General features: G+C 60.1%; 11 protein-coding genes and 1 pseudogene. 11 read left to right on the plus strand and 1 reads right to left on the minus strand.

The features are described 5' to 3' along the window. Positions 1–2 precede the first annotated feature (2 nt). From cobN to ACX3YD_RS13675, 3 genes are all read left to right on the plus strand, one after another. Entirely contained in the window at positions 3–3,845 is a 3,843-nt protein-coding gene (cobN, locus tag ACX3YD_RS13665; protein WP_458960259.1) for a cobaltochelatase subunit CobN, read from the plus strand. Between the two features lie 109 nt (positions 3,846–3,954). Further along, complete coding sequence (locus tag ACX3YD_RS13670; protein WP_458960260.1) at positions 3,955–4,953, plus strand: ATP-binding protein; 999 nt, start codon at positions 3,955–3,957, stop codon at positions 4,951–4,953. Positions 4,954–5,072: 119 nt separating this feature from the next. After that, the gene (locus ACX3YD_RS13675; protein ID WP_458960261.1) at positions 5,073–5,618 is read left to right on the plus strand and encodes a vWA domain-containing protein; all 546 of its coding nucleotides are present in this window, start codon (positions 5,073–5,075) and stop codon (positions 5,616–5,618) included. Positions 5,619–5,713: 95 nt separating this feature from the next. On the opposite strand, the pseudogene ACX3YD_RS13680 reads toward ACX3YD_RS13675, so the two are convergent. After that, positions 5,714–7,258: pseudogene (locus ACX3YD_RS13680) on the minus strand (MFS transporter). 103 nt (positions 7,259–7,361) lie between these two features. Here ACX3YD_RS13680 and ACX3YD_RS13685 point away from each other — a divergent pair. The 8 genes from ACX3YD_RS13685 (at position 7,362) to ACX3YD_RS13720 (ending at position 20,425) form a co-directional block, all read left to right on the plus strand. After that, positions 7,362–8,231, plus strand: coding sequence for a LysR family transcriptional regulator (locus tag ACX3YD_RS13685; RefSeq protein WP_458960262.1), 870 nt, complete (start codon positions 7,362–7,364; stop codon positions 8,229–8,231). Between the two features lie 282 nt (positions 8,232–8,513). Continuing rightward, complete coding sequence (locus tag ACX3YD_RS13690; protein WP_458960263.1) at positions 8,514–10,073, plus strand: TerC family protein; 1,560 nt, start codon at positions 8,514–8,516, stop codon at positions 10,071–10,073. Between the two features lie 224 nt (positions 10,074–10,297). After that, the gene (locus tag ACX3YD_RS13695; protein WP_458960264.1) at positions 10,298–12,364 is read left to right on the plus strand and encodes a type VI secretion system Vgr family protein; all 2,067 of its coding nucleotides are present in this window, start codon (positions 10,298–10,300) and stop codon (positions 12,362–12,364) included. Then, positions 12,361–13,056 (plus strand): DUF4123 domain-containing protein, encoded by a 696-nt coding sequence (locus tag ACX3YD_RS13700; protein ID WP_458960265.1) that lies wholly within the window; start codon positions 12,361–12,363, stop codon positions 13,054–13,056. Before ACX3YD_RS13695 ends, ACX3YD_RS13700 begins: the two co-directional genes overlap by 4 nt. Continuing rightward, positions 13,053–16,787, plus strand: a complete 3,735-nt coding sequence (locus ACX3YD_RS13705; RefSeq protein ID WP_458960266.1) for a toxin VasX — start codon at positions 13,053–13,055, stop codon at positions 16,785–16,787. The genes ACX3YD_RS13700 and ACX3YD_RS13705 overlap by 4 nt, the downstream gene beginning before the upstream one ends. After that, positions 16,784–17,845 carry a hypothetical protein gene (locus tag ACX3YD_RS13710; protein ID WP_458960267.1) on the plus strand — a complete coding sequence of 354 codons (1,062 nt, stop codon included), beginning with the start codon at positions 16,784–16,786 and terminating at the stop codon, positions 17,843–17,845. The genes ACX3YD_RS13705 and ACX3YD_RS13710 overlap by 4 nt, the downstream gene beginning before the upstream one ends. A 225-nt stretch (positions 17,846–18,070) precedes the next feature. After that, on the plus strand, positions 18,071–19,135 hold the full coding sequence (locus tag ACX3YD_RS13715) for a hypothetical protein (protein ID WP_458960268.1): 1,065 nt from the start codon (positions 18,071–18,073) through the stop codon (positions 19,133–19,135). A gap of 225 nt (positions 19,136–19,360) precedes the next feature. Next, positions 19,361–20,425, plus strand: coding sequence for a hypothetical protein (locus ACX3YD_RS13720; RefSeq protein ID WP_458960269.1), 1,065 nt, complete (start codon positions 19,361–19,363; stop codon positions 20,423–20,425). The last annotated feature ends 79 nt before the right edge of the window (positions 20,426–20,504 follow it).

The following is a 20,504-nucleotide window of genomic DNA, read 5'->3' on the forward strand; positions in this document are numbered from 1 at the left end:
CCATGCACCTGCTCAGGACTCAGCCCGGCGGTTTCGTGTCGGACGACAACATTGCCGACCTTGGGCAAACCCCCGCCGAGCTGGTGATCCTGTGCAGCGGCGATTCCAGCCTGGCGCTGCTCGCCGAAGCGGCCCAGCAGTTGCCTGACGATTACCCGAGCGTGCGCCTGGCCAACCCGATGCAGGTGCAGAATCACGCTTCGGTCGATTTGTACGTCGACGAAGTGCTGCGCCACGCCAAGGTCATTCTGATCTCGCTGCACGGCGGCATCGCCTATTGGCGTTATGGCGTAGAGCGCTTGGTAGAGCTTTCCCGGCGCGGGGTGCAGCTGATTCTGGTGCCGGGTGACGATCGTCCGGACCCGGAGCTCAGCGACCTTAGCACCGTGGGTGCTGAGGACCGCGACAGACTCTGGCAGTTTTTGCGTCAAGGTGGCATGGGCAATGCCCTGGGCTTTTTTCGCTGCCTGGCCAATCGCTGGCTGGGCCGTGATTACGCCTGGTCCGAGCCACAAGCCTTGCCGCGCACGGCGATCTACCACCCACACAAAAGTCCGGCGCAACTGAGTGATTGGCAAGCCGAATGGCGGACCGATCAACCGGTGGCGGCGGTGCTGTTCTACCGCTCGCACTTGCAGGCGGCGAACACCGCTTTCATCGACGTCTTCTGTCAGCGTTTGCAGGCAGCGGGGTTGAATCCGTTGCCTATCGCCCTGGCCAGTTTGAAAGAACCCGGCTGCCTGTCGGTGGTCGAGGACTGGCTGGACGAGGTCTGCGCCTCGGTGATTCTCAACACCACCGGTTTCGCCCAATCGAGTCCTGAAGCTCCGCATTTGCGTCCGTTTCGCCGCAATATCCCGGTGATTCAGGCAATTTGCGCCCAGGATAACGAACCGGGATGGCGCGCCAGCGAACAAGGGCTCGGCCCGCGTGATCTGGCGATGCATATCGCCCTGCCGGAACTGGACGGGCGAATCATCAGCCGACCGATCAGCTTCAAGGACCTGGCCTGGCGCAGTGAGCGCAGTCAGTCCGATGTGGTCTGCTACCGCGCGCAACCGGAACGCATGGACTTTGTCGCCGAACTGGCGCGGCGCTGGATTGATCTGGCGCGGCTGCCGAATGCCGAAAAACGCGTCGCGCTGATTCTCGCCAATTACCCGACCCGCGACGGGCGTATCGGCAATGGCGTCGGCCTAGACACCCCGGCTGCGGCACTGAATATCCTCCGTGCACTGCAGGCCGAAGGTTATCCTTTGCCCGCGCCGTTGCCGGACAGCGGCACCGCGTTGATCCAGCAACTGCTCGGCGGCGTCAGCAACGATCTTGACACCCTCGACCAGCGCCCGTGTCAGCAAAGCCTGGCCATGGTCGACTACCTGCAGATGTTCAACGCGCTGCCCGAAGCCAACCGCCAGGCAGTGCTACAACGCTGGGGTGCACCCGAGAGCGATCCGATGTGCCGTGCCGGGCGGATGATGATTGCCGGGTTGCGTTTCGGCCTGACGTTCGTCGGCATTCAACCGGCGCGGGGCTATCAGGTGGACCCGAGCGCGGTGTATCACGACCCCGACCTGGTGCCGCCCCACGGTTATCTGGCGTTTTACTTCTGGTTGCGCAACACCTACGGCGCCCACGGCGTGATCCACGTCGGCAAGCACGGCAACCTCGAATGGCTGCCGGGCAAGGGTGTCGGGCTCTCTGAACACTGCTGGCCGGACGCGTTGCTCGGGCCGTTGCCGAATATCTATCCGTTCATCGTCAACGATCCGGGCGAGGGCGCCCAGGCCAAGCGGCGCACCCAAGCGGTGATCATCGACCACTTGATGCCGCCGTTGACCCGCGCCGAAACCTACGGCCCGCTGCGCAATCTCGAGCTGTTGGCGGATGAGTACTACGAAGCGCAACTGCTTGATCCGAGACGTGCCCGGGAGTTGCAACGCGACATCCTGCAACTGGTGCGCGACACTCATATTGACCGCGAACTGCAACTGGACGAACAACTCGACAGCGATGCCGACGCGGCGATCTGGTTGCCGCGTCTGGACACCTACCTGTGCGATTTGAAAGAGTCGCAGATCCGCGATGGCCTACACGTGTTCGGTGAGTCACCGACCGGGCGCCTGCGCATCGACACCTTGCTCGCACTGCTGCGCATTCCCCGTGGCGATGGGCGTGGTGCGCAATCAAGCCTGCTCAGGGCGCTGGCGAAAGCCTTTGAACTGGGGTTCGATCCGCTCGATTGTGCACTGGCCGAGCCGTGGAACGGGCCGCGTCCGCATGCGTTGTTGTCGATCAGCGATGAACCCTGGCGCATTACCGGCGACACCCGCGAACGCCTGGAACTGTTTGCCACACAACTGATCTCTCAGGCGCTGGATGCCCCTTGTAGGAGCGAGCCTGCTCGCGATGGTGTGTCAGTTGACATCAATGCGGCTGACACACCCCCGCGAGCAAGCTCGCTCCTACAGGAGGCCGGTTGGACCGAGGTGCAAGCCATTCTCGACAACCTGCGCGAAGTGGTCGCGCCACGCCTGGACGCCTGTGGCCCGGCCGAAATGCGCGGTCTGCTCGATGCCCTGAGCGGGCGCTTCGTTCCGGCCGGCCCCAGCGGCGCACCGAGTCGCGGGCGGTTGGACGTGCTACCCACCGGACGCAATTTTTACTCGGTGGACGTGCGCAACCTGCCCACCACCACGGCATGGCGCATCGGTTTCCAGTCAGCCAACCTGATTCTCGAACGGCACCTGCAAGACCACGGCGATCACCTGCGCCAGCTCGGCCTGTCGGTGTGGGGCACTGCGACCATGCGCACCGGTGGTGACGACATTGCACAGGCCATGGCGCTGATGGGCGTGCGTCCGGTGTGGGCGACCGGTAGCCAGCGGGTCGACGACTTTGAAATCCTGCCGCTGAGTTTGCTCGACCGCCCCCGCGTCGACGTGACGTTGCGCGTCTCGGGTTTCTTCCGCGATGCCTTCGCCAATCTGATCCGCCTGTTCGACGCCGCCGTGCAAGCGGTCGCCGCGCTGGACGAACCCGACGACCTCAACCCCCTGGCGGCCAAGGTTCGCGCCGAACGTGAAGCGTTGTTGCAATCGGGACTGGACGAAGACGCGGCCAGACGCCAGGCCGGTTGGCGCATCTTCGGTGCCAAGCCCGGCGCGTATGGCGCGGGCGTGCAGGGTGCCATTGACGGTCGCCTGTGGCAGAGCCGCGAGGATCTGGCCGAGGTGTATCTGAACTGGGGTGGCTACGCCTACGGCGGTTCCGACGAAGGCACCGCTGCCCGCGAGCAGTTCGCCCAGCGCCTGAGCCAGGTGCAAGCGGTGCTGCAAAACCAGGACAACCGCGAGCACGATCTGCTCGACTCTAACGACTATTACCAGTTCCAGGGAGGCATGTTGGCCGCCGTGGAAAGCCTCAGTGGTGCAACGGCGGCCAGTTATCACGGCGACCATAGCCAGCCGGACCTGCCCAGAATCCGCACGCTCAAGGAAGAACTGAACCGGGTCATCCGCTCTCGGACGGCCAATCCGAAGTGGCTCGAAGGCGTCAAGCGTCACGGCTACAAGGGCGCGTTCGAAATGGCGGCGACAGTCGATAACCTGTTCGCCTTCGATGCCACCACCCGGTTGATCGACGATCATCAATACGCGTTGCTGGCGGATGCCTATTTGCTCGACCCCGATACCCGTGACTTCGTTCGCGAGCACAATCCCCATGCCTTGCGCGACATGACCGAACGCCTGCTCGAAGCGCAACAGCGGGGTATGTGGAAAGCGCCGGGCGAATATCGCGAGGCGTTGGAGAATCTGTTGCTGGATATAGAAGAAGACAGTTAATACACCGCCGACCCTGTGGGAGCGAGCTTGCACGCGATGGAGCGTCAGTCACATCAATAGCCACTGACACGCCGCTTTCGAAATCACCGACCATGACCGAGATTGAACAATGACCGATACCCCCCATTTCCCGCTCTCCGCCGTGGTCGGCGCCGATGATTTGAAACTCGCGCTGTGCCTGACCGCCATCGACCCGAAGATCGGCGGTGTGTTGATCGAAGGTCCGCGCGGCATGGCCAAGTCGACGCTGGCCCGTGGCCTGGCGGACCTGCTGGCCAGCGGTCAGTTTGTCACCTTGCCTTTGGGCGCCACTGAAGAACGCCTGGTGGGCACACTCGATCTCGACGCCGCATTGAGCGAAGGTCGCGCGCAATTTTCCCCGGGCGTGCTGGCCAAGGCTGACGGTGGCGTGCTCTACGTCGATGAAGTGAATCTGCTGCCTGATCACCTCGTCGATCTGCTGCTCGACGTGGCCGCCAGCGGCACCAACCTGGTCGAGCGCGACGGCATCTCCCATAGGCATTCGGCGAAGTTCGTGTTGATTGGCACCATGAACCCGGAAGAGGGCGAGCTGCGCCCACAACTGCTCGATCGTTTTGGCTTGAACGTCGCCCTCGGTGGTCACACCGCGCCGGCCGAGCGCGGGCAAATCATCCGACGGCGCCTGGACTTCGACACCGATCCGCACGGCTTCTGCGCCGAGTGGGAAGGCCAGCAGCAGTCGTTGCGCGAGCGTTGCCAGCAGGCGCGCAGCACATTGGCCAGCATTGCCCTCGACGATGACGCCCTGTCGCAGATTACCGAGCGTTGTTTTGCCGCCGGCGTCGACGGTTTGCGTGCCGACCTGGTCTGGTTGCGCGCGGCGCGGGCCCATGCCGCCTGGCGCGGGGCGCGAGCCATCGCTGTGGAAGATATCGATGCGGTCGCCGAATTCGCGTTGCGCCATCGCCGTCACGAGCAAGCGCCACCGGCACCCCAACAGCAACAGTCCCACGCCGGTCAACAGCCAAACGCCGGCGAAGGCCAGGGGCAGTGGGGCGAAATGCCCGCTCAGGCGCTGCCGGTCGGGGCTCGTCGTGAAGTGCCGAGCTGGCCAAAAAAGCCCTAGGCATTCGCCCTCGCTCAGACGCGGGGGCGAATGCCAGACCCCGCGCAGGGCGCCTCGATCACGGCAAACAGGGCAAGCGTCACGCCGCGCGCGACGGTTCGATCAACTGGCCCGGCACGTTGCTGAACGGCCGGCCACGTCAGCGCGATGACCTGTTGTTCCACCTGCGTACCCGTTCAGCCCAGGAGCTGTGGCTGGTGATCGTCGATGCGTCGGCATCCACGCGTCGCCATCACGCCTTGAGTGATGCCAAGGGCTTGCTGGCGCAGCTGTTCGACGATGCTTACCGCCAACGTGCGCGCCTGGCCTTGCTGACCGCCAGCGGAACGCAGCCGAAGTGGCAGGTGCAAGGCTTGAAGGCATCCAGCGGTTTGCGCGCCTGGCTCGATGGGCTCGGTGCCGGCGGTGGCACGCCGTTGCTGGCGGCGTTGAGTGAAGCGGGGCGCTGGCTGGGCGCGCGGCAAAAGCGCTTCCCGGCGGAGCAGCAACGGTTGCTGCTGGTCACGGATGGCCGTTTGAAGGACTGGCCGACGCTGCCCGTGCTCGACTGTCCGGGGCTGGTGATCGACATCGAACGCGGGCCGATTCGCCTCGGGCGCAGCCGGGCCCTGGCGGCGCAGTTGCAGGCTGATTATCGGCATATCGACGGATTGCTTCCCGGCTGAGATGCGCAGTGCGCAGGCTTGCCTCATCGTCGGACTGCACATTCAAAGATGAATTCGGCAGGCTAACCCTTCCTCACAGGCCTGGACGCCGGGTGTCATTCCAGCACCAAGGCTGAGCGTTGCGCTGGAATCGGCTTGCGCATCAGCGTTCCCACAACCCCTGCGCCCAATAATCCCGCCAGGCCGGCGACCCACAGCAACAGGCTGAAACCGCCCACGAACGCCTGTCGCGCCAGTGGTTCCACCACCGGCCGCGCGGCTTGTGGCAACAGGCTCATCGCCGCCGGCATGTCACCGGCCACCACCCGCGAGGCGACGCCCTGGGTTTGCTCGAGCCACTGTCCGCCCTGTGCCGACAGGCTGTCGTGCAGCAGCCGTTCGCTATGCCCGGAAAGCAGCGCACCATACACGCCGATGGCCAGCATCACCGCACTGAAACGCATGGTGGTGCTCATGCCCGAGGCCATGCCGGTGCGCTCGCGCGGCACGCAGGCCATGATGTTTTTCTGCGTATCGCCATTGAGCAACCCGGCGCCGGCACCGGTCACGGCGATCGCCAGGGCGAAGGGCAGGTAGCCGCCACTGTTGACCGCCCAGGCGCTGAGCAGGTTGCCGCTGCCCACCAGAGTCAGGCCGATGGCCATCATGTTCGCCGGGGTTACACGTCCGGCCAGGCGCGCGCCGAGTCGCGGGAAGATCAACATGGTCACGGCAAAAGGCAGCATGCCCAGTCCCGCGGAAATGGCGCTGAAGCCCAAGCCGTTCTGCAGGTAAAACGGCAGCAGGGTCATCATCACTTGGGCGCACGCGGCGTAGGCGAACATGCCGAGCAGGGCGCCGATGAAGCGCGGATGCCTGAACAGTTGCAGGTCGATCATCGGCCGCTGTTGCAGGCGCTAGAACAGCACAAACAAGCCCATTAACAGCGCACCGCCCAACAGGCGGGTGTAGGTGAGGGGGCTGTTCCAGCCGATCCGGCTGGCTTCGATCAGGCCCCAGATCAGGCACAGCAAGCTCGCGCTGAAGGCGAGGCTGCCCCATGGGTCGAGGCGCGCAGCCTGAGCGTCACGGGATTGCGGCACTGCACGCCAGACCATGTACATCAGGAACAGGCCGACGGGCAGGTTGAGGTAGAAAATCCAGCGCCAACCAACGTATTCGGTAATCAACCCGCCCAGGGTCGGCGCCGCAGTCATGGCCACGCCCATGCAGCCACCCCAGAACGCCCAGGCTTTGGCCCGTTCCACTTCATCGTGGAAGGTGTGGCCGATCGAAGCGAGCGCCGAGGTCAGCAACAATGCGGCGCCGACGCCTTTGATGGCCCGGGCGATGTCGAGGAACAACGCGTTTGGCGCCGCGCCGCAACCGAGGGACGCGAGAATGAAAATGCCCAGGCCCCAGATCAGGGTTTTCTGTCGGCCAAAGCGGTCGGCCAGGCTGCCAGCGGGTAGCAGCAAGGCGGCGAAGGCCAGCATGTAGGCGCTGACCACCCATTCGATGTCTGCGAAATTGGCCCCCAGATCCCGGGCGATGCTCGGTAAGGTAACGGCGACGATGTTGGTGTCGAGCACGATCAGCGAACACACGGCCGACGCGGTAAGTAAGGTCAGTTGCTTGCTCACTCTGGGTTTGACGGACATGGCACGGGTTCTCTACTGTGAGGTTTCGTGCAGCTTATCGCCGGTATACGGAGCCTTTGTTAGGCGTACCTCGTCACTTCATTACCTTTGAGCTAATGCACCGATGGACATTCGTCATTTCCGCTATTTCCTCGCGGTCGCCCGGCACCGCAACTTCACCCGTGCCGCCGAGCAATTGGGGATCGCGCCGCCGACCTTGACCCGGCAAATCCAGGACATGGAAGCCGAACTGGGGGCGCGTCTGTTTTTGCGCCAGGCTCGGGACGTCAGCTTGACCGAAGCGGGCGCGGCGCTGGTGATCGAGGCCGAAGCCACGGTGCGGCAATTTGAGGCGGCCCAGCGCAATGCCCAGCGTGCCGGCCGTGGCGACATCGGGCACATCGAACTCGGTTATGTTGCTTCGGCGGTGTATTCGGGGCTGCTGCAAAAGCAGGTGCAGGGTTTTGTCGGCCAATACCCGGATGTCAGCCTCAATGTGCGTGAAAGCCCCATGGCCAGCTTGCCGAACATGATTCTTGAGGGGCGCTTCGACCTGGGCTACATCCGCTGTCCACTGTCCTTGCCCGATGGCATCGAAGGCGTACGCCTGAGCGACGAAGGTTTTGTGCTGGCGTTGCCGGCGGACTCGTGGCTCAACCGCCTGACGGTCATCAATTCGGCGCACTTGCAGAATGAAAACTTCATCCTCCCCGAACAAGTCGTTGGCACCTTGCAGGTGGCCGCTCAGGGCGATTTTGTGCCGAAGCTGGGGGCGCAGCCGGGTGGCCTGGTGGCGGTGATCGCGCTGGTGTCCCTGGGGCAGGGGGTGGCGGTGGTACCGGAGTCGGTGGTCGGCCATGTCAGCTTGCCAAACGTGGTGTATCGGCCCATCAAGGATTGCAGTGCATCGTCGTGGCTGGCGTTGATCCATCGGCGGTTTGAGAAATCACCGGCGGTTCTCCGGTATATCGATTGGGTAAGAAAAGCGGGGTAGCTCCAAAAGAGCCTTTACAGATTTTGAAATGATTTTCGGCTGTAGGAATTATCCCGATCAACTGTACGATCCAAGTCCTTTTTTCCATTCAGGACTTACATGAACACCCTCACGGAGCCTCCCGGTTACCCTTTCCCTTCGCACCAACGCGCGTTCTTGACGCACGCCAAGCCCCCGTTATCCCGGCACCCAAACGCCCTTGTCCTTGCAGTTTCCCGGCCTCTGCGCCGCGCCTTGCCGTGCCCGGCAATCTGAATTCACTGACGAGATCGAGACGTTTATATGGAATGGATAGCTGACCCCACCGCATGGCTGGGCTTGTTGACGCTGATTGTGCTGGAGCTGGTGCTGGGCATCGACAACCTGGTGTTTATTGCGATTCTCGCCGACAAGTTGCCGCCTGAGCAGCGCGACCGTGCGCGAATCATTGGTCTGTCCCTGGCGTTGTTGATGCGTCTGGGCCTGCTCGCCAGCATTTCCTGGCTGGTAACCCTGACCCAACCGCTGTTCGAGGTGTTCGACAAGAGCTTCTCCGGCCGTGACCTGATCATGTTGTTTGGCGGTGTGTTCCTGTTGTTCAAGGCCACCATGGAGTTGCACGAACGCCTCGAAGGGCATGTCGGCCAGCGCTCGCCCAACACGGCCTACGCCTTGTTCTGGCCGATCGTGGTGCAAATCGTGGTGCTCGATGCCGTGTTCTCCCTCGATGCGGTGATTACCGCTGTGGGCATGGTCGATGAACTGGCGGTGATGATGATCGCGGTGATCATTTCCATCGGCCTGATGATCGTCGCCAGCAAACCGCTGACCCGTTTCGTCAACGCGCACCCGACGGTGATCATGCTGTGTCTGGGCTTCTTGATGATGATCGGTTTTGCGCTGACCGCCGAGGGCCTGGGCTTCCACATTCCCAAGGGCTACCTGTACGCGGCCATCGGTTTCTCGATCCTGATCGAGGTGTTCAACCAGGTTGCCCGGGCTCGCCGCAAGCGTTCGATGCAGGGCCTGCGACCGATGCGCGAACGCACGGCTCACGCGGTGATGCGCTTGCTGGGCGGTCGCAAGTTGGCCGTGGAGGAGGTCGGCGAAGACATTGCCGACCTGTTGGACAACGGCGAAGCGCCGACTGAAGAGCTGTTCGACCGTCGCGAGCGGGTGATGATCAGTGGCGTGTTGCAACTGGCTGAACGGCCGATCCGAACCCTGATGACCGTGCGCGCCGACGTCGATCATATCGACCTGGACGATGATGCCGAGGCCATTCGTACAAGGTTGATGCATTCGTCCTACTCGCGTCTGCCGTTGATTCGTGACGGTGCAGTGGATGAGCCGTTGGGCTTCGTGCACAAAAAGGAACTGCTGAAGGAGTACCTGGCCGGTAACGAGCCTGATCTTGCGCACCTGGCACGCCAGACCATCAATGTGCTCGACAGCTATTCGATCCTCAATGCCCTGGAGCAGATGCGCAAGGCATCGACCCACATCGCTTTTGTGGTCAATGAATTCGGGGATTTCGTCGGGGTGCTGACCATGACCGACATTCTGGAATCGATTGCCGGCGAGTTGCCCGATGCGAGTGAGATCGAAGGTCCGGATGTGATCGAGGACAACGGCGGGTTTGTGGTCAGTGGTGCCTTGAACCTGGCGCGGGTGCGGCAACGCACCGGATTTGCGGCGCAACCGACCGACGACTATCAAACCCTGGCCGGGTTGGTGGTGAGCTTGTTGGATCGCCTGCCGATGATCGGTGACAGCCATGAGTGGCAGGGCTGGCGCATGACCGTCCTCAAGGTTGAAGAGCGACGGGTGACGCGGGTGTTTCTGGCGCGTGTCGACGGCTGACGTTACGGCGGGCCCGAGGGCCCTTTTTCTGACAAGCCAGTGTTTACAAATACGGTGGAACGGTAGGCGTTGGCTGGCCGGCTGAGCATTTCGGAAAATCTTCAGGCGAAAAATCCCACACAACAAAAACACCATTCCCACATCAGAAGCGGAGTTGCCCTGCATCAATCCCGCATTCACTCATTCACAGTCCCGCCCTTCAAAATCAGCACAAGGGATGTGTGATGTTCAGCCCTGCCGACCAAGCCTCTTTTATCCTTGATATCGAGGGGCTCAACCACGATCTGCAAGTCCTTGAGTTCACCGGCAAGGAAGCCATCAGCCAACCCTTCCGCTTTGATCTGAAACTGGTCAGCGAAAGTCCCGACCTGGATCTGGAAAGCCTTCTGCATCGCATGGCGTTCCTTGGCTTTGATCGCCACGGCGCGGGTATTCATGGCCAGGTTTACAGCGTCGGCCAGGGCGACGCAGGCAAGCGCCTGACCCAGTACCAGCTCTGCCTGATGCCCAGTCTTGCCTATCTGGGCCACCGTTTCGACCATAAGATATTCCAGAAACTGAGCGTGCCGCAGATCATCGCCCGGGTACTGGAAAGCCACGGCATCCTCAGTACTGCCTATCGCTTTACCCTCGGCACGGATTACCAACCACGGGACTACTGCGTCCAATATGGCGAGAGCTGCCTGCATTTCCTGCAGCGCCTCTGCGAAGAAGAAGGCCTGCATTACCACTTCGAGCACAGCCGCGAGGGACATGTAGTGGTGTTCGGGGATGACCAGACAGTGTTCCCCAGGCTCCAACACCCCACCGTGTACCTGCAAGACAGCGCAATGGTCGCCGATGAGCCGGTGATCAAGGCCTTCACCCTTGCAATGGAGACCCGACCCACGGCCGTGACCCGACGCGACTACGACTTCGAAAAGCCTTTGTTGCAACTGGAAAGCGGCGCGAAGGATCCTTCGCCGCTGCGACTCGAAGACTACGGCTTTCCCGGCCGTTTCACCGACCGCGAACTCGGCGATCATCGCGCTCAACGAGCACTTGAACGACACCGCAGCGATTATCGGCAAGCCACAGGACGTAGCGATCAACCGATGCTGCTGAGTGGTCATTTCCTGACGCTGACCGGTCACCCTCGCCAGCAGTGGAATGATCTGTGGTTACTGACCGAAGTCATCCACACCGGCCAGCAACCGCAATCGCTCGAAGCGTCGATCCTAAGTGCCCCGAACGACGAACTGTCCCAAGGCTATCGCAACACCTTTCTCGCCACACCGTGGGACGCGCCTTACAGACCTCCGCTTGCCCACCCCAAAGCCACGATCAACGGTTATCAGCATGCCGTTGTCTGCGGCCCGCCTGGCGAAGAAATTCATTGCGACGAATACGGTCGTGTTCGTGTCCAGTTTCCCTGGGACCGCGACGGCGCTAAAAACGATCATTCAAGTTGCTGGGTGAGAGTCGCCAGCAAGTGGGCTCACGACCGGCATGGCAGCGTGTTGATTCCCCGCGTCGGCATGGAGGTGGTCGTCGGTTTCTATCAGGGCGACCCGGACAAACCGCTAATCGTCGCCTGCTTGAGCAATGGCGCCAATCGTCCTGCGCTTGACCTCCCGGCCGAGAAAACCCGCAGCACCTTCAAGACTCAAACCAGCCCCGGTGGCAGAGGTTTCAACGAACTGCGCATCGAAGATCGCAAGGGCGCAGAGGAAATATCCATCCGTGCCCAGCGCGACTACCGGCAACACGTGCTGAACGACGAGCGGCTTCAAGTCGACAACCTACGCAGCGTCGTGGTCGCGGGTAACGCCCGTCATGAACAGCGCGCCGAAGAGCGGCGCATCACCCACGGCGAGCGGCGCACGGAAATCAGGCAGGACGATCATCTGACGGTACAGGGCAGCCGCCACATTCGCGCCGCCAACCATCGGTTGAGCGCTCAGCATCAGGTCAACGTCAGTGCCAGCCAGAACATCGTCATCGATGGTGGCGCCAGCACCACGATTCAGGCCGGCGGCGTGTGGATCACGATCAATGCGGCCGGGATTTTCAGCAGCGTGCCCGTTGAAGTGGGCGGCGCGCCGAAGTCGATCATCGCGGCGACCCCGGTGATGCTCGATGCGAGCGAACCACCATTGCCGGAAGCGGTATCAACTGCATTACTCAAACGACTGCTCGGCGACGCAGCACTGGTTGAACTCTGCCAGATGCCTGCGGGGGGGACGCCCATGGACTGCCCGCTGAGTGATTGCCAATGCCGTAAAGCCCTGGGCTATGGAGACCGGACATGAATACCTGGATTCTGCTGGAGCGCCCGACGGCGCAACTGAAAACGCTGTATCGCCTGGCGACGCACCCCGACACTCACATGCTGTACGCCGGCACCTCCTTAGACAGTTTCGCCGAGCAAGGCCCCTTGCTCGTTAGGCTGAACAACCAACCGACATTCAATCAGGCGATCGAGCAATCCCCGGCTGAATGGCCCGGTCTGCTGATCGAAAGTAACTTCGACACACCCTCGATACTCGCGCATCTGCGGCAGATTCTGATCGTCAACTTCGACCCGCAACGTAAAGGCGTCCTGCGCTACAGCGACCCCACCGTCGCCAGCTATTTCTTTGCGGCCTGCCCGGTGCAAGACCTCGGCCGGTGGCTGGGGCCGATCAGCCGCCTGCGCTGGTTCGGTGGGACATGGGCCACGAAAGCTGCCGGTGAAGCCGACTGGCAGCAACTGGATAACCCGCATGCGCCCCACTGGACCATTGAAAACACGCGTCGGGCCGTGTCCCTGAGCGCCGCCCAGGAAGAGGCCCTGACGCGCCTGCGTAATGAGCAATTTCTCCATGACTGGTGGCTGCGACACCCACAGCATTCATTTGTGCAGGCCAATCAATTGATGGAGCAAGCGCTGGCTCAAGGCATCGACGACAGCAACGCCATCAGCGAATACCTGAGCACCCATTGCACGCAGGTTAAGTCATGAAGCGCCTTGGAAGATTATCCGACGGCCCTTGCTGCGAGCCCGACAGGCTGATCGTCCAGGTGATCGGCACCGGCCATTCCAAAGACCAGCGCCTGGTGCTCTTCGACCGGCCCGGCGTTGAACCGCTGCCGGCCCTGACCGATGAGGTGGATCGCGAAACGGAGCGTTTATTCAGCGTCCACTGCGAGCTGTTCGTGTGGAACTGGTACGCCCGGTACGAGCATCAGTTGTGGCTGGAAATTGCCACGACCCATGGGGCGCCCATTCGCCTGCCGTTGCTGGAGGACGTACGGATCACCCCGCGCCAACTGGATGCGCAGTGGAACCAGATCGTCCCCGTCGTGCCTTTCGTCGCGCTGCCCGGTACGCGCAGCCGTCACGACCTCGGCACGCCGGTCCTGTGCCGCAGCGGCTTTGTCTATGTGTTTTACCGCGGGCGCCTGTGGCGTGAACTGGAAGTGCGGCAGGACGGCGAACGCACGACTTACCACGACATTGACGTGTCGATGTTTCGCGAAGGCCAGGATCTGTGCGACGACTACCGCCTGGCCAAGGGTGTCGCACTCAGCGACATCTGGCTGCCCGCTACCTGGAACCGACAACCTGCCGAAACGGTGCAGCTGTGTTTCAGCGAGATCCAGCTCAGTGCTGCCCGCGTCAAGCGCCTGGAGGAGGACCCGGAGTTACGCGCCCGGCGTTGCCAGAGCCCCGCGTTGCCGTGCGACAGTCAGACGTTCGAACGGCTTTTCGACCAGCAGCCCGATGGCCAGGCGATGCTCGAGGCCTTCGGGCGCTTCAATGCGTGGGATGCCCAGGCGTCCAACAGCGCGGCGAAAGCCAGCGTCACCTGGCGCAACCTGGCCGAACGCGCTTTTCCGCTCAGCCTGATCGCCCCGCAACGGGCACGCCAGAGCGGGTTCGAATATGGGCTGGAGCATCCGGGGCGTTACGTATGCGACCTGTCGGGGCAATTTGCCGCACAACGCAAATTCGAAGCCAGGCGCTGCCTGGCTCAGTGGGAGCAGGGCGCCACGCCTGATGTGCCTGCCACGTTCGAAAGCAGCGCCTGGGCCGACTGCCTCGCCACGCTGTTGCAGCGCTTGCAAGGAAAGACCCCGCCAGACGATGAAGCGGATCTGTGGCAACCCCAGCCCAGCGTCGTCGACGTGCTGGAGACCGCCCGCCAACGGCGCGTGTGCGGCGTGCTGCTGGAGGACCCGCGCTACCGTTTGCGGCACCTGCTGTCGCAGATCCGGCAGCAACAGCAATTGCTGGCGCTGTATGCCGAGCGCGCCAGCCTTTATCCCCACCACGCCAGCGCGGTGATGGTCCAGCAACTGATCGTGCCGGCGACCCTCGGCGGCCAGAAGAACCCGCTGCACGCCTGTTTCGACAAAGTGAAGGAGGCCGGGCGCCGCGACATCAACCGTTTCACCGCCAGCGCCGAGCGCGCCCTGATCTGGCAACAACTGAACATGGCGCAGGCGCTGCTTGCCGAGTGCCTGCAGCAACCGGTCACGCAGCAAACCCTGGCCGATCATTTGAGCCAGGACGGCTTTGACTATCTCGCCGCGCTGTTTGCCGTGAGCCAGACGTTCGCGGCCCTGGCCACGGTGCCCGCGCAACTCGATCCGCTGGCCAGCAACGGCGACGTCACCAACGCGCTGACCGGTGTGAGCCTCTACAGTCCACGGGCCAGCGTCGGCCAGACCCTGCTCAACGACATCGCCCACGACCCGGCGCACCCGCTGCACCCGATGCTCTGGCCGGCCGTCGATGAAGCGAAGCTGGCCGCGCCCTATGTGCCACCCGCCCAGACAACCCTCAACGAGGGCGATGGTCATTTACGCGCCGATGACCTCGCCGCATTCGAAAGTCACCCGGGGCCCTATTACCCGCAGGTCGACCACCTCGACGGCCACTTGCTCAAAGACCTGCTGGCCAGCGGCAGCCTGAACAGCACCCTCACCGGGCAATCGAAAGCGGCCGCCGGTAGCCTGATCGGCATCTACGAAAACCTCGCGGGCGCCCTGGAAACCGCCAGCAGCGCGGTGAACAAACGGCCCGGGCCACACACCGGCCAGGCCATGCCCGCCAGCACCTATCTGCACGGCCTCGGCGTGGGGCTGTTGCGCAGCCTGATGCCCAAGACCTTTGGCGACGCGCACTTCATCCAGCGGCGTGACGCCGACCCGCAGCATTACTACGTTTTTGGCCTGACCGATGTGCCGTCCGGCGATCAGCGGCCACACCGGGTGATGGGTCAGTACCTGGATGCCCAGGGCCGACCGCTGAAGGTGCGCGACGACGTACTCGACACCCCGTACGCCCTTCGCGAAACCCATCACACACTGCTGGCGATCCCGCTCAAGCATCCGACGGCGAACAATCTCAGCGTACTGAATCAGCGGATCAACGCGGTTTACAAAGCCGATGTGGAGGCGCGGGCGACGGGTGATGCGTACGTGAAAAGTCCGTTGCAGCGGGGCGTGGATGAGCATGTCGAGTCGGCTAACAGCCGGGTTCATCGCGTGCTGGGCTCGTTGCCGTTTGCGGCGGGGGTTTTGATGTTGGAGGTTTGGAATGTGAGGGTGGAGAACAATTCGTTCAAACAAACCGAAAGAGAGAAAGGATTCGGAAGAGCATTTCTCGGGATGGGCGGAGCAGCAGTCGATCTTACTATTGCGCTAGAAATGTTGACGGTAAAATTTGCCAGTACACAGTCTGTTTTAGCGGTTGGGCGAAAAGTGCTATTCAATATCCCCGTTGAGGCCGCTAAGAAAATCTTCGGCCAACTAGCAGAACATTTAGCGAAGGAGTTTACCGGGCGCCTACTTGCACAAATGGCCAGTGGTCTGATTTTTTCGGGTATATGCCTGACAGACGCTTGGTATGCGCGGAGATGGGGCGACGATGCCAGCTGGGGGTATCTGATGATGGCTGTGGGCGGCTCCATCAGCACTCTCAGTAACTTGATTGTTAGCAGCGTCACCTTTCTCGGTCTGGGTCCGGGTGGTTGGGCCGCGCTGATATTGATCGTGATCGGTGCCGGATTGGCCTGGTGGCTGAGCAACAAGCCCATCGAAGAATGGCTGGTCAATGGCCCGTTCGGCACGCAAGTTCATTCAGATAATGCGCACCTGCTGGATCCGCAGCGCGGTTTTTATTACCTGATCAGTTTGTTTGCCGACATTCGCATCAACATAGGCCCCAACCCTCAATTCGTCCCCAATGCCAAACATGACTTTCGCGCCAGAACACCTTTTCAAGTGATCTCGTCCAATACCTGCATTCGCATTGAAAGTAACTTGCCGGGCTTAATTGCAAACCTCGGCACCCTGAACATCAATGCCCACTGTCGACTTAATACCTTCGAACTCAAAGGGGGTCGCCTCAAAAGTGAAACGGTGCCGTTCACAAAATTGATCGATAGCCGCCTCGTTCCACCCAATGCCCAACGGCTGCTACCACAGGGGCTGGAACTGTTTTTCAAAACCCCAGCGAGCTACGCCTTCGACCCGGTAACCGGCTCATCCGGTATCGCCCATCAATGGCAAGTCCGGGCTCAGTGTGTACTGGAGCAACACAATCACCGCTGGCACTTTCCTGCGCCACCACCGAAGGATGGTACGTCATTTGTTGCCACCCATATAAAACCCGATTTCGGCAGTGAGGGTGCACTTTACTGGGCAGATGAGGTGACACATACATCACGAGACACTAACAAATGACCCAGGAATCGTATTATGCCCAGACGGCCTATGGGGCGGCCGAAGTGCCCCAGCAAGAGCAATCAGCTGAACGTCCTTGGATTATGCGTTTTGCCAAGGTTAGATTACCTTGGGGTAGTCCGAATGAAATAGCGCCTGCGAGTTTTCTCGAAAAAATTTCGCCAAAGAAACTTCGCCTTCATGAAAAATCCAAAAAGGAACGTGAAGAGCAAATAGCCGCAGGGACCTATACCTCAAGCTCATTCGAACATATCGATTTCCACATCAGAGGCGATCATGAATGTTTCAGGTATGCACTTTTGTCAGATGCATCGCACTTCTGGATTTATTTATACTCTATAGGGAGATTTTTATTTTGGTTTTCTTTGTTTATATTGCTTTTCATCTCCACTTTAATACTAATTAATGCCGAAGAGAGCTGGCAGGAAACGGCGCTTAATATCACAAAATATTCATCCATAACCCTTGGAATCCCATTGGGTTCCTGGGCAATAGGTAAGTTGGTAATAGATAAATTCCCCAACCTCTGGATAAAACCCTCCCGAGGCCCCATCTGGGAACTCAACCGCCGCACTGGCCTGGTCACGGTCTTCGACTACAAAAACAACGGTGAATACAAAAAGAACGGCACCATCGGTGAACTCACCGCGCCGTTCTACGAGTTTGATGCCTACATCGCCACGTCCCCGGACAGTCAGGGCATGCCGTTGAACGTGCTTTACCTCGCCCATCGCTACCGCAACATCATGATCAACTTCGGCGCGCTGCTGTGCCCCGGTCCCGACGTTCAACCGCCTTGCGCCCTCTGGGATTTCATCCAGAACTACATGAACGTCAGCCGCCCGTTGCCGGACCTGCCGCAATACGAGGAATACCGCCACCTTGACCCCACCACCGCTGAGTACGACCGCCTCACCGGCCGCAACCCGCGTTACTGGATCGACATGGATGATGCAACGTTCAAGCAAATCGTGAATGACATGCACCAACGAGTCGAGGATATCGATACGTTCGAGCGGCCGAACTTGATGGCGGGATACGTGACCTATGTCGACTGAGCGACAAAAAATGTGCGTGTGTTGGGGGAAGGCCTCAACCCTCAATTCATCCCTGATGCCAAACATGACTTTCGCGCCAGGACGCCTTATACGCTGGCATTTTTCTGCGCCACCACCGAAGGATGGGACGCCGTTTGATGCCACTCATATAAAACCCAACTTCGGCAGCGAGGGTGAACTTTATTGGGCAGATGAGGTGACACATACATCACGAGGCACTAACAAATGACTCAGGAGTCGTATTACGCCAAGACGGCTTACGGGTTGACCGAGGTGCCCCAGCAAGAACGCTCTGCTGAGCGCTCATGGATCATGCGTTTTGCCAAGGCCAGATTGCCTTGGGGTGGTGCGAATGACTTAACACCTGCAAGTGCTCTCGAAAAATTCTCTCCCAAGAAGCTTCGCTTGCATGAAGAATTCAAAAAGGAGCGTGAAGAGCAAATAGCCGCAGGAACCCATATTTCGAGCCCATTCGAACATATCGATTTCCACATCAGGGACGATCATGAATGTTTTAGATATGCACTTCTTCCTGCAAGCTCCCATTTCTGGATGTATATGTTAAGCGGCGGACGTTTTTTATTTTTTTTATTTTGTATTATCAGTATTCCCGCCTACTTTTTAGGTGTATCAACAGGAAATGATCCTATTTGGGAGTCAACCAAAGTTATATTTATCCAAGTATTTTCCTGGCTTCTCGGCCTCCCGCTTCTCTGCTGGGCCATCGGTTCATTCGTCATCAAGCACTTCCCCAACCTCTGGATAAAACCCTCCCGAGGCCCCATCTGGGAGCTCAACCGCCGCACTGGCCTGGTGACGGTCTTCGACTACAAAAACAACGGCGAATACAAAAAGAACGGCACCATCGGTGAACTCATCGCGCCGTTCTACGAGTTTGATGCCTACATCGCCACGTCCCCGGACAGTCAGGGCATGCCGTTAAACGTGCTTTACCTTGCCCATCGTTACCGCAACATCATGATCAACTTCGGCGCGCTGCTGTGCCCCGGTCCCGACTTCCAACCGCCTTGCGCCCTGTGGGATTTCATCCAGAACTACATGAACGTCAGCCGCCCGTTGCCGGACCTGCCGCAATACGAGGAATACCGCCACCTCGACCCCACCACCGCCGAATACGACCGCCTCACCGGCCGCAATCCGCGTTACTGGATCGACATGGATGATGCGACGTTCAAGCAGATCGTCAGCGAAATGCATCAGCGCGTCGAGGATATCGATACGTTCGAGCGGCCGAACTTGATGGCGGGATACGTGACCTATGTCGACTGAGCGACAAAAAATGTGCGTGTGTTGGGGGAAGGCCTCAACCCTCAATTCATCCCTGATGCCAAACATGACTTCCGCGCCAGGACGCCTTTTACGCTGGCATTTTTCTGCGCCACCACCGAAGGATGGGACGCCGTTTGATGCCGCCCACATAAAACCCAACTTCGGCAGTGAGGGCGAACTTTATTGGGCAGATGAAGTGACACATACATCACGAGACACTAACAAATGACCCAGGAATCTTATTACGCCAAGACGGCTTATGGGTCGACCGAGGTGCCCCAGCAAGAGCAATCAACTGAGCGGCCATGGATCATGCGTTTTGCCAAGGTCAGGCTACCTTGGGGTAACGCCGATGAAGTAACGCCCGTCAGTTTTGTGGAAGATTACTCGCCACGAGACCTTCGAAATCAAGAGCAATCCAAGAGAGAGCGTGAAGAGCAAATAGCCGAAGGTATCTATACTCCGAGTCCATTCGAGCATATTGATTTTCATATGAGGGATGATCACGAAAGTTTTAGGTATGCACTCCTTCCTGCGAGCTCCCACTTTTGGATATACATGCACGGAGTAGGGCGTTTTTCGTTCTTTCTGCTTTTTATTTTCAGTATCCCCGCTTACTTCGCAGTTGTTTCCATTGGGTATGAGCCTATTTGGGAATCAACGAAAACCTTGTTTATTCAACTATTTTCCTGGCTTCTCGGCCTACCACTTCTCTGCTGGGCCATCGGTTCATTCGTCATCAAGCACTTCCCCAACCTCTGGATAAAACCCTCCCGAGGCCCCATCTGGGAACTCAACCGCCGCACCGGCCTGGTCACGGTCTTCGACTACAAAAACAACGGCGAATACAAAAAGAACGGCACCATCGGTGAACTCATCGCGCCGTTCTACGAGTTTGATGCCTACATCGCCACGTCCCCGGACAGTCAGGGCATGCCGTTAAACGTGCTTTACCTTGCCCATCGTTACCGCAACATCATGATCAACTTCGGCGCGCTGCTGTGCCCCGGTCCCGACTTCCAACCGCCTTGCGCCCTGTGGGATTTCATCCAGAACTACATGAACGTCAGCCGCCCGTTGCCGGACCTGCCGCAATACGAGGAATACCGCCACCTCGACCCCACCACCGCCGAATACGACCGCCTCACCGGCCGCAATCCGCGTTACTGGATCGACATGGATGATGCGACGTTCAAGCAGATCGTCAGCGAAATGCATCAGCGCGTCGAGGATATCGATACGTTCGAGCGGCCGAACTTGATGGCGGGATACGTGACCTATGTCGACTGAGCGACAAAAAATGTGCGTGTGTTGGGGGAAGGCCTCAACCCTCAATTCATCCCTGATGCCAAACATGACTTCCGCGCCA

It is taken from the genome of Pseudomonas fluorescens group sp. PF-1, from assembly GCF_054481335.1.

What these genes read in the sequence shown, in the direction of transcription:
- cobN (WP_458960259.1), top strand. Translation starts at nt 3, where the DNA reads ATGCACCTGCTCAGGACTCAGCCCGGCGGTTTCGTGTCGGACGACAAC.
- ACX3YD_RS13670 (WP_458960260.1), top strand. Translation starts at nt 3,955, where the DNA reads ATGACCGATACCCCCCATTTCCCGCTCTCCGCCGTGGTCGGCGCCGAT.
- ACX3YD_RS13685 (WP_458960262.1), top strand. Translation starts at nt 7,362, where the DNA reads ATGGACATTCGTCATTTCCGCTATTTCCTCGCGGTCGCCCGGCACCGC.
- ACX3YD_RS13690 (WP_458960263.1), top strand. Translation starts at nt 8,514, where the DNA reads ATGGAATGGATAGCTGACCCCACCGCATGGCTGGGCTTGTTGACGCTG.
- ACX3YD_RS13695 (WP_458960264.1), top strand. Translation starts at nt 10,298, where the DNA reads ATGTTCAGCCCTGCCGACCAAGCCTCTTTTATCCTTGATATCGAGGGG.
- ACX3YD_RS13700 (WP_458960265.1), top strand. Translation starts at nt 12,361, where the DNA reads ATGAATACCTGGATTCTGCTGGAGCGCCCGACGGCGCAACTGAAAACG.
- ACX3YD_RS13705 (WP_458960266.1), top strand. Translation starts at nt 13,053, where the DNA reads ATGAAGCGCCTTGGAAGATTATCCGACGGCCCTTGCTGCGAGCCCGAC.
- ACX3YD_RS13710 (WP_458960267.1), top strand. Translation starts at nt 16,784, where the DNA reads ATGACCCAGGAATCGTATTATGCCCAGACGGCCTATGGGGCGGCCGAA.
- ACX3YD_RS13715 (WP_458960268.1), top strand. Translation starts at nt 18,071, where the DNA reads ATGACTCAGGAGTCGTATTACGCCAAGACGGCTTACGGGTTGACCGAG.
- ACX3YD_RS13720 (WP_458960269.1), top strand. Translation starts at nt 19,361, where the DNA reads ATGACCCAGGAATCTTATTACGCCAAGACGGCTTATGGGTCGACCGAG.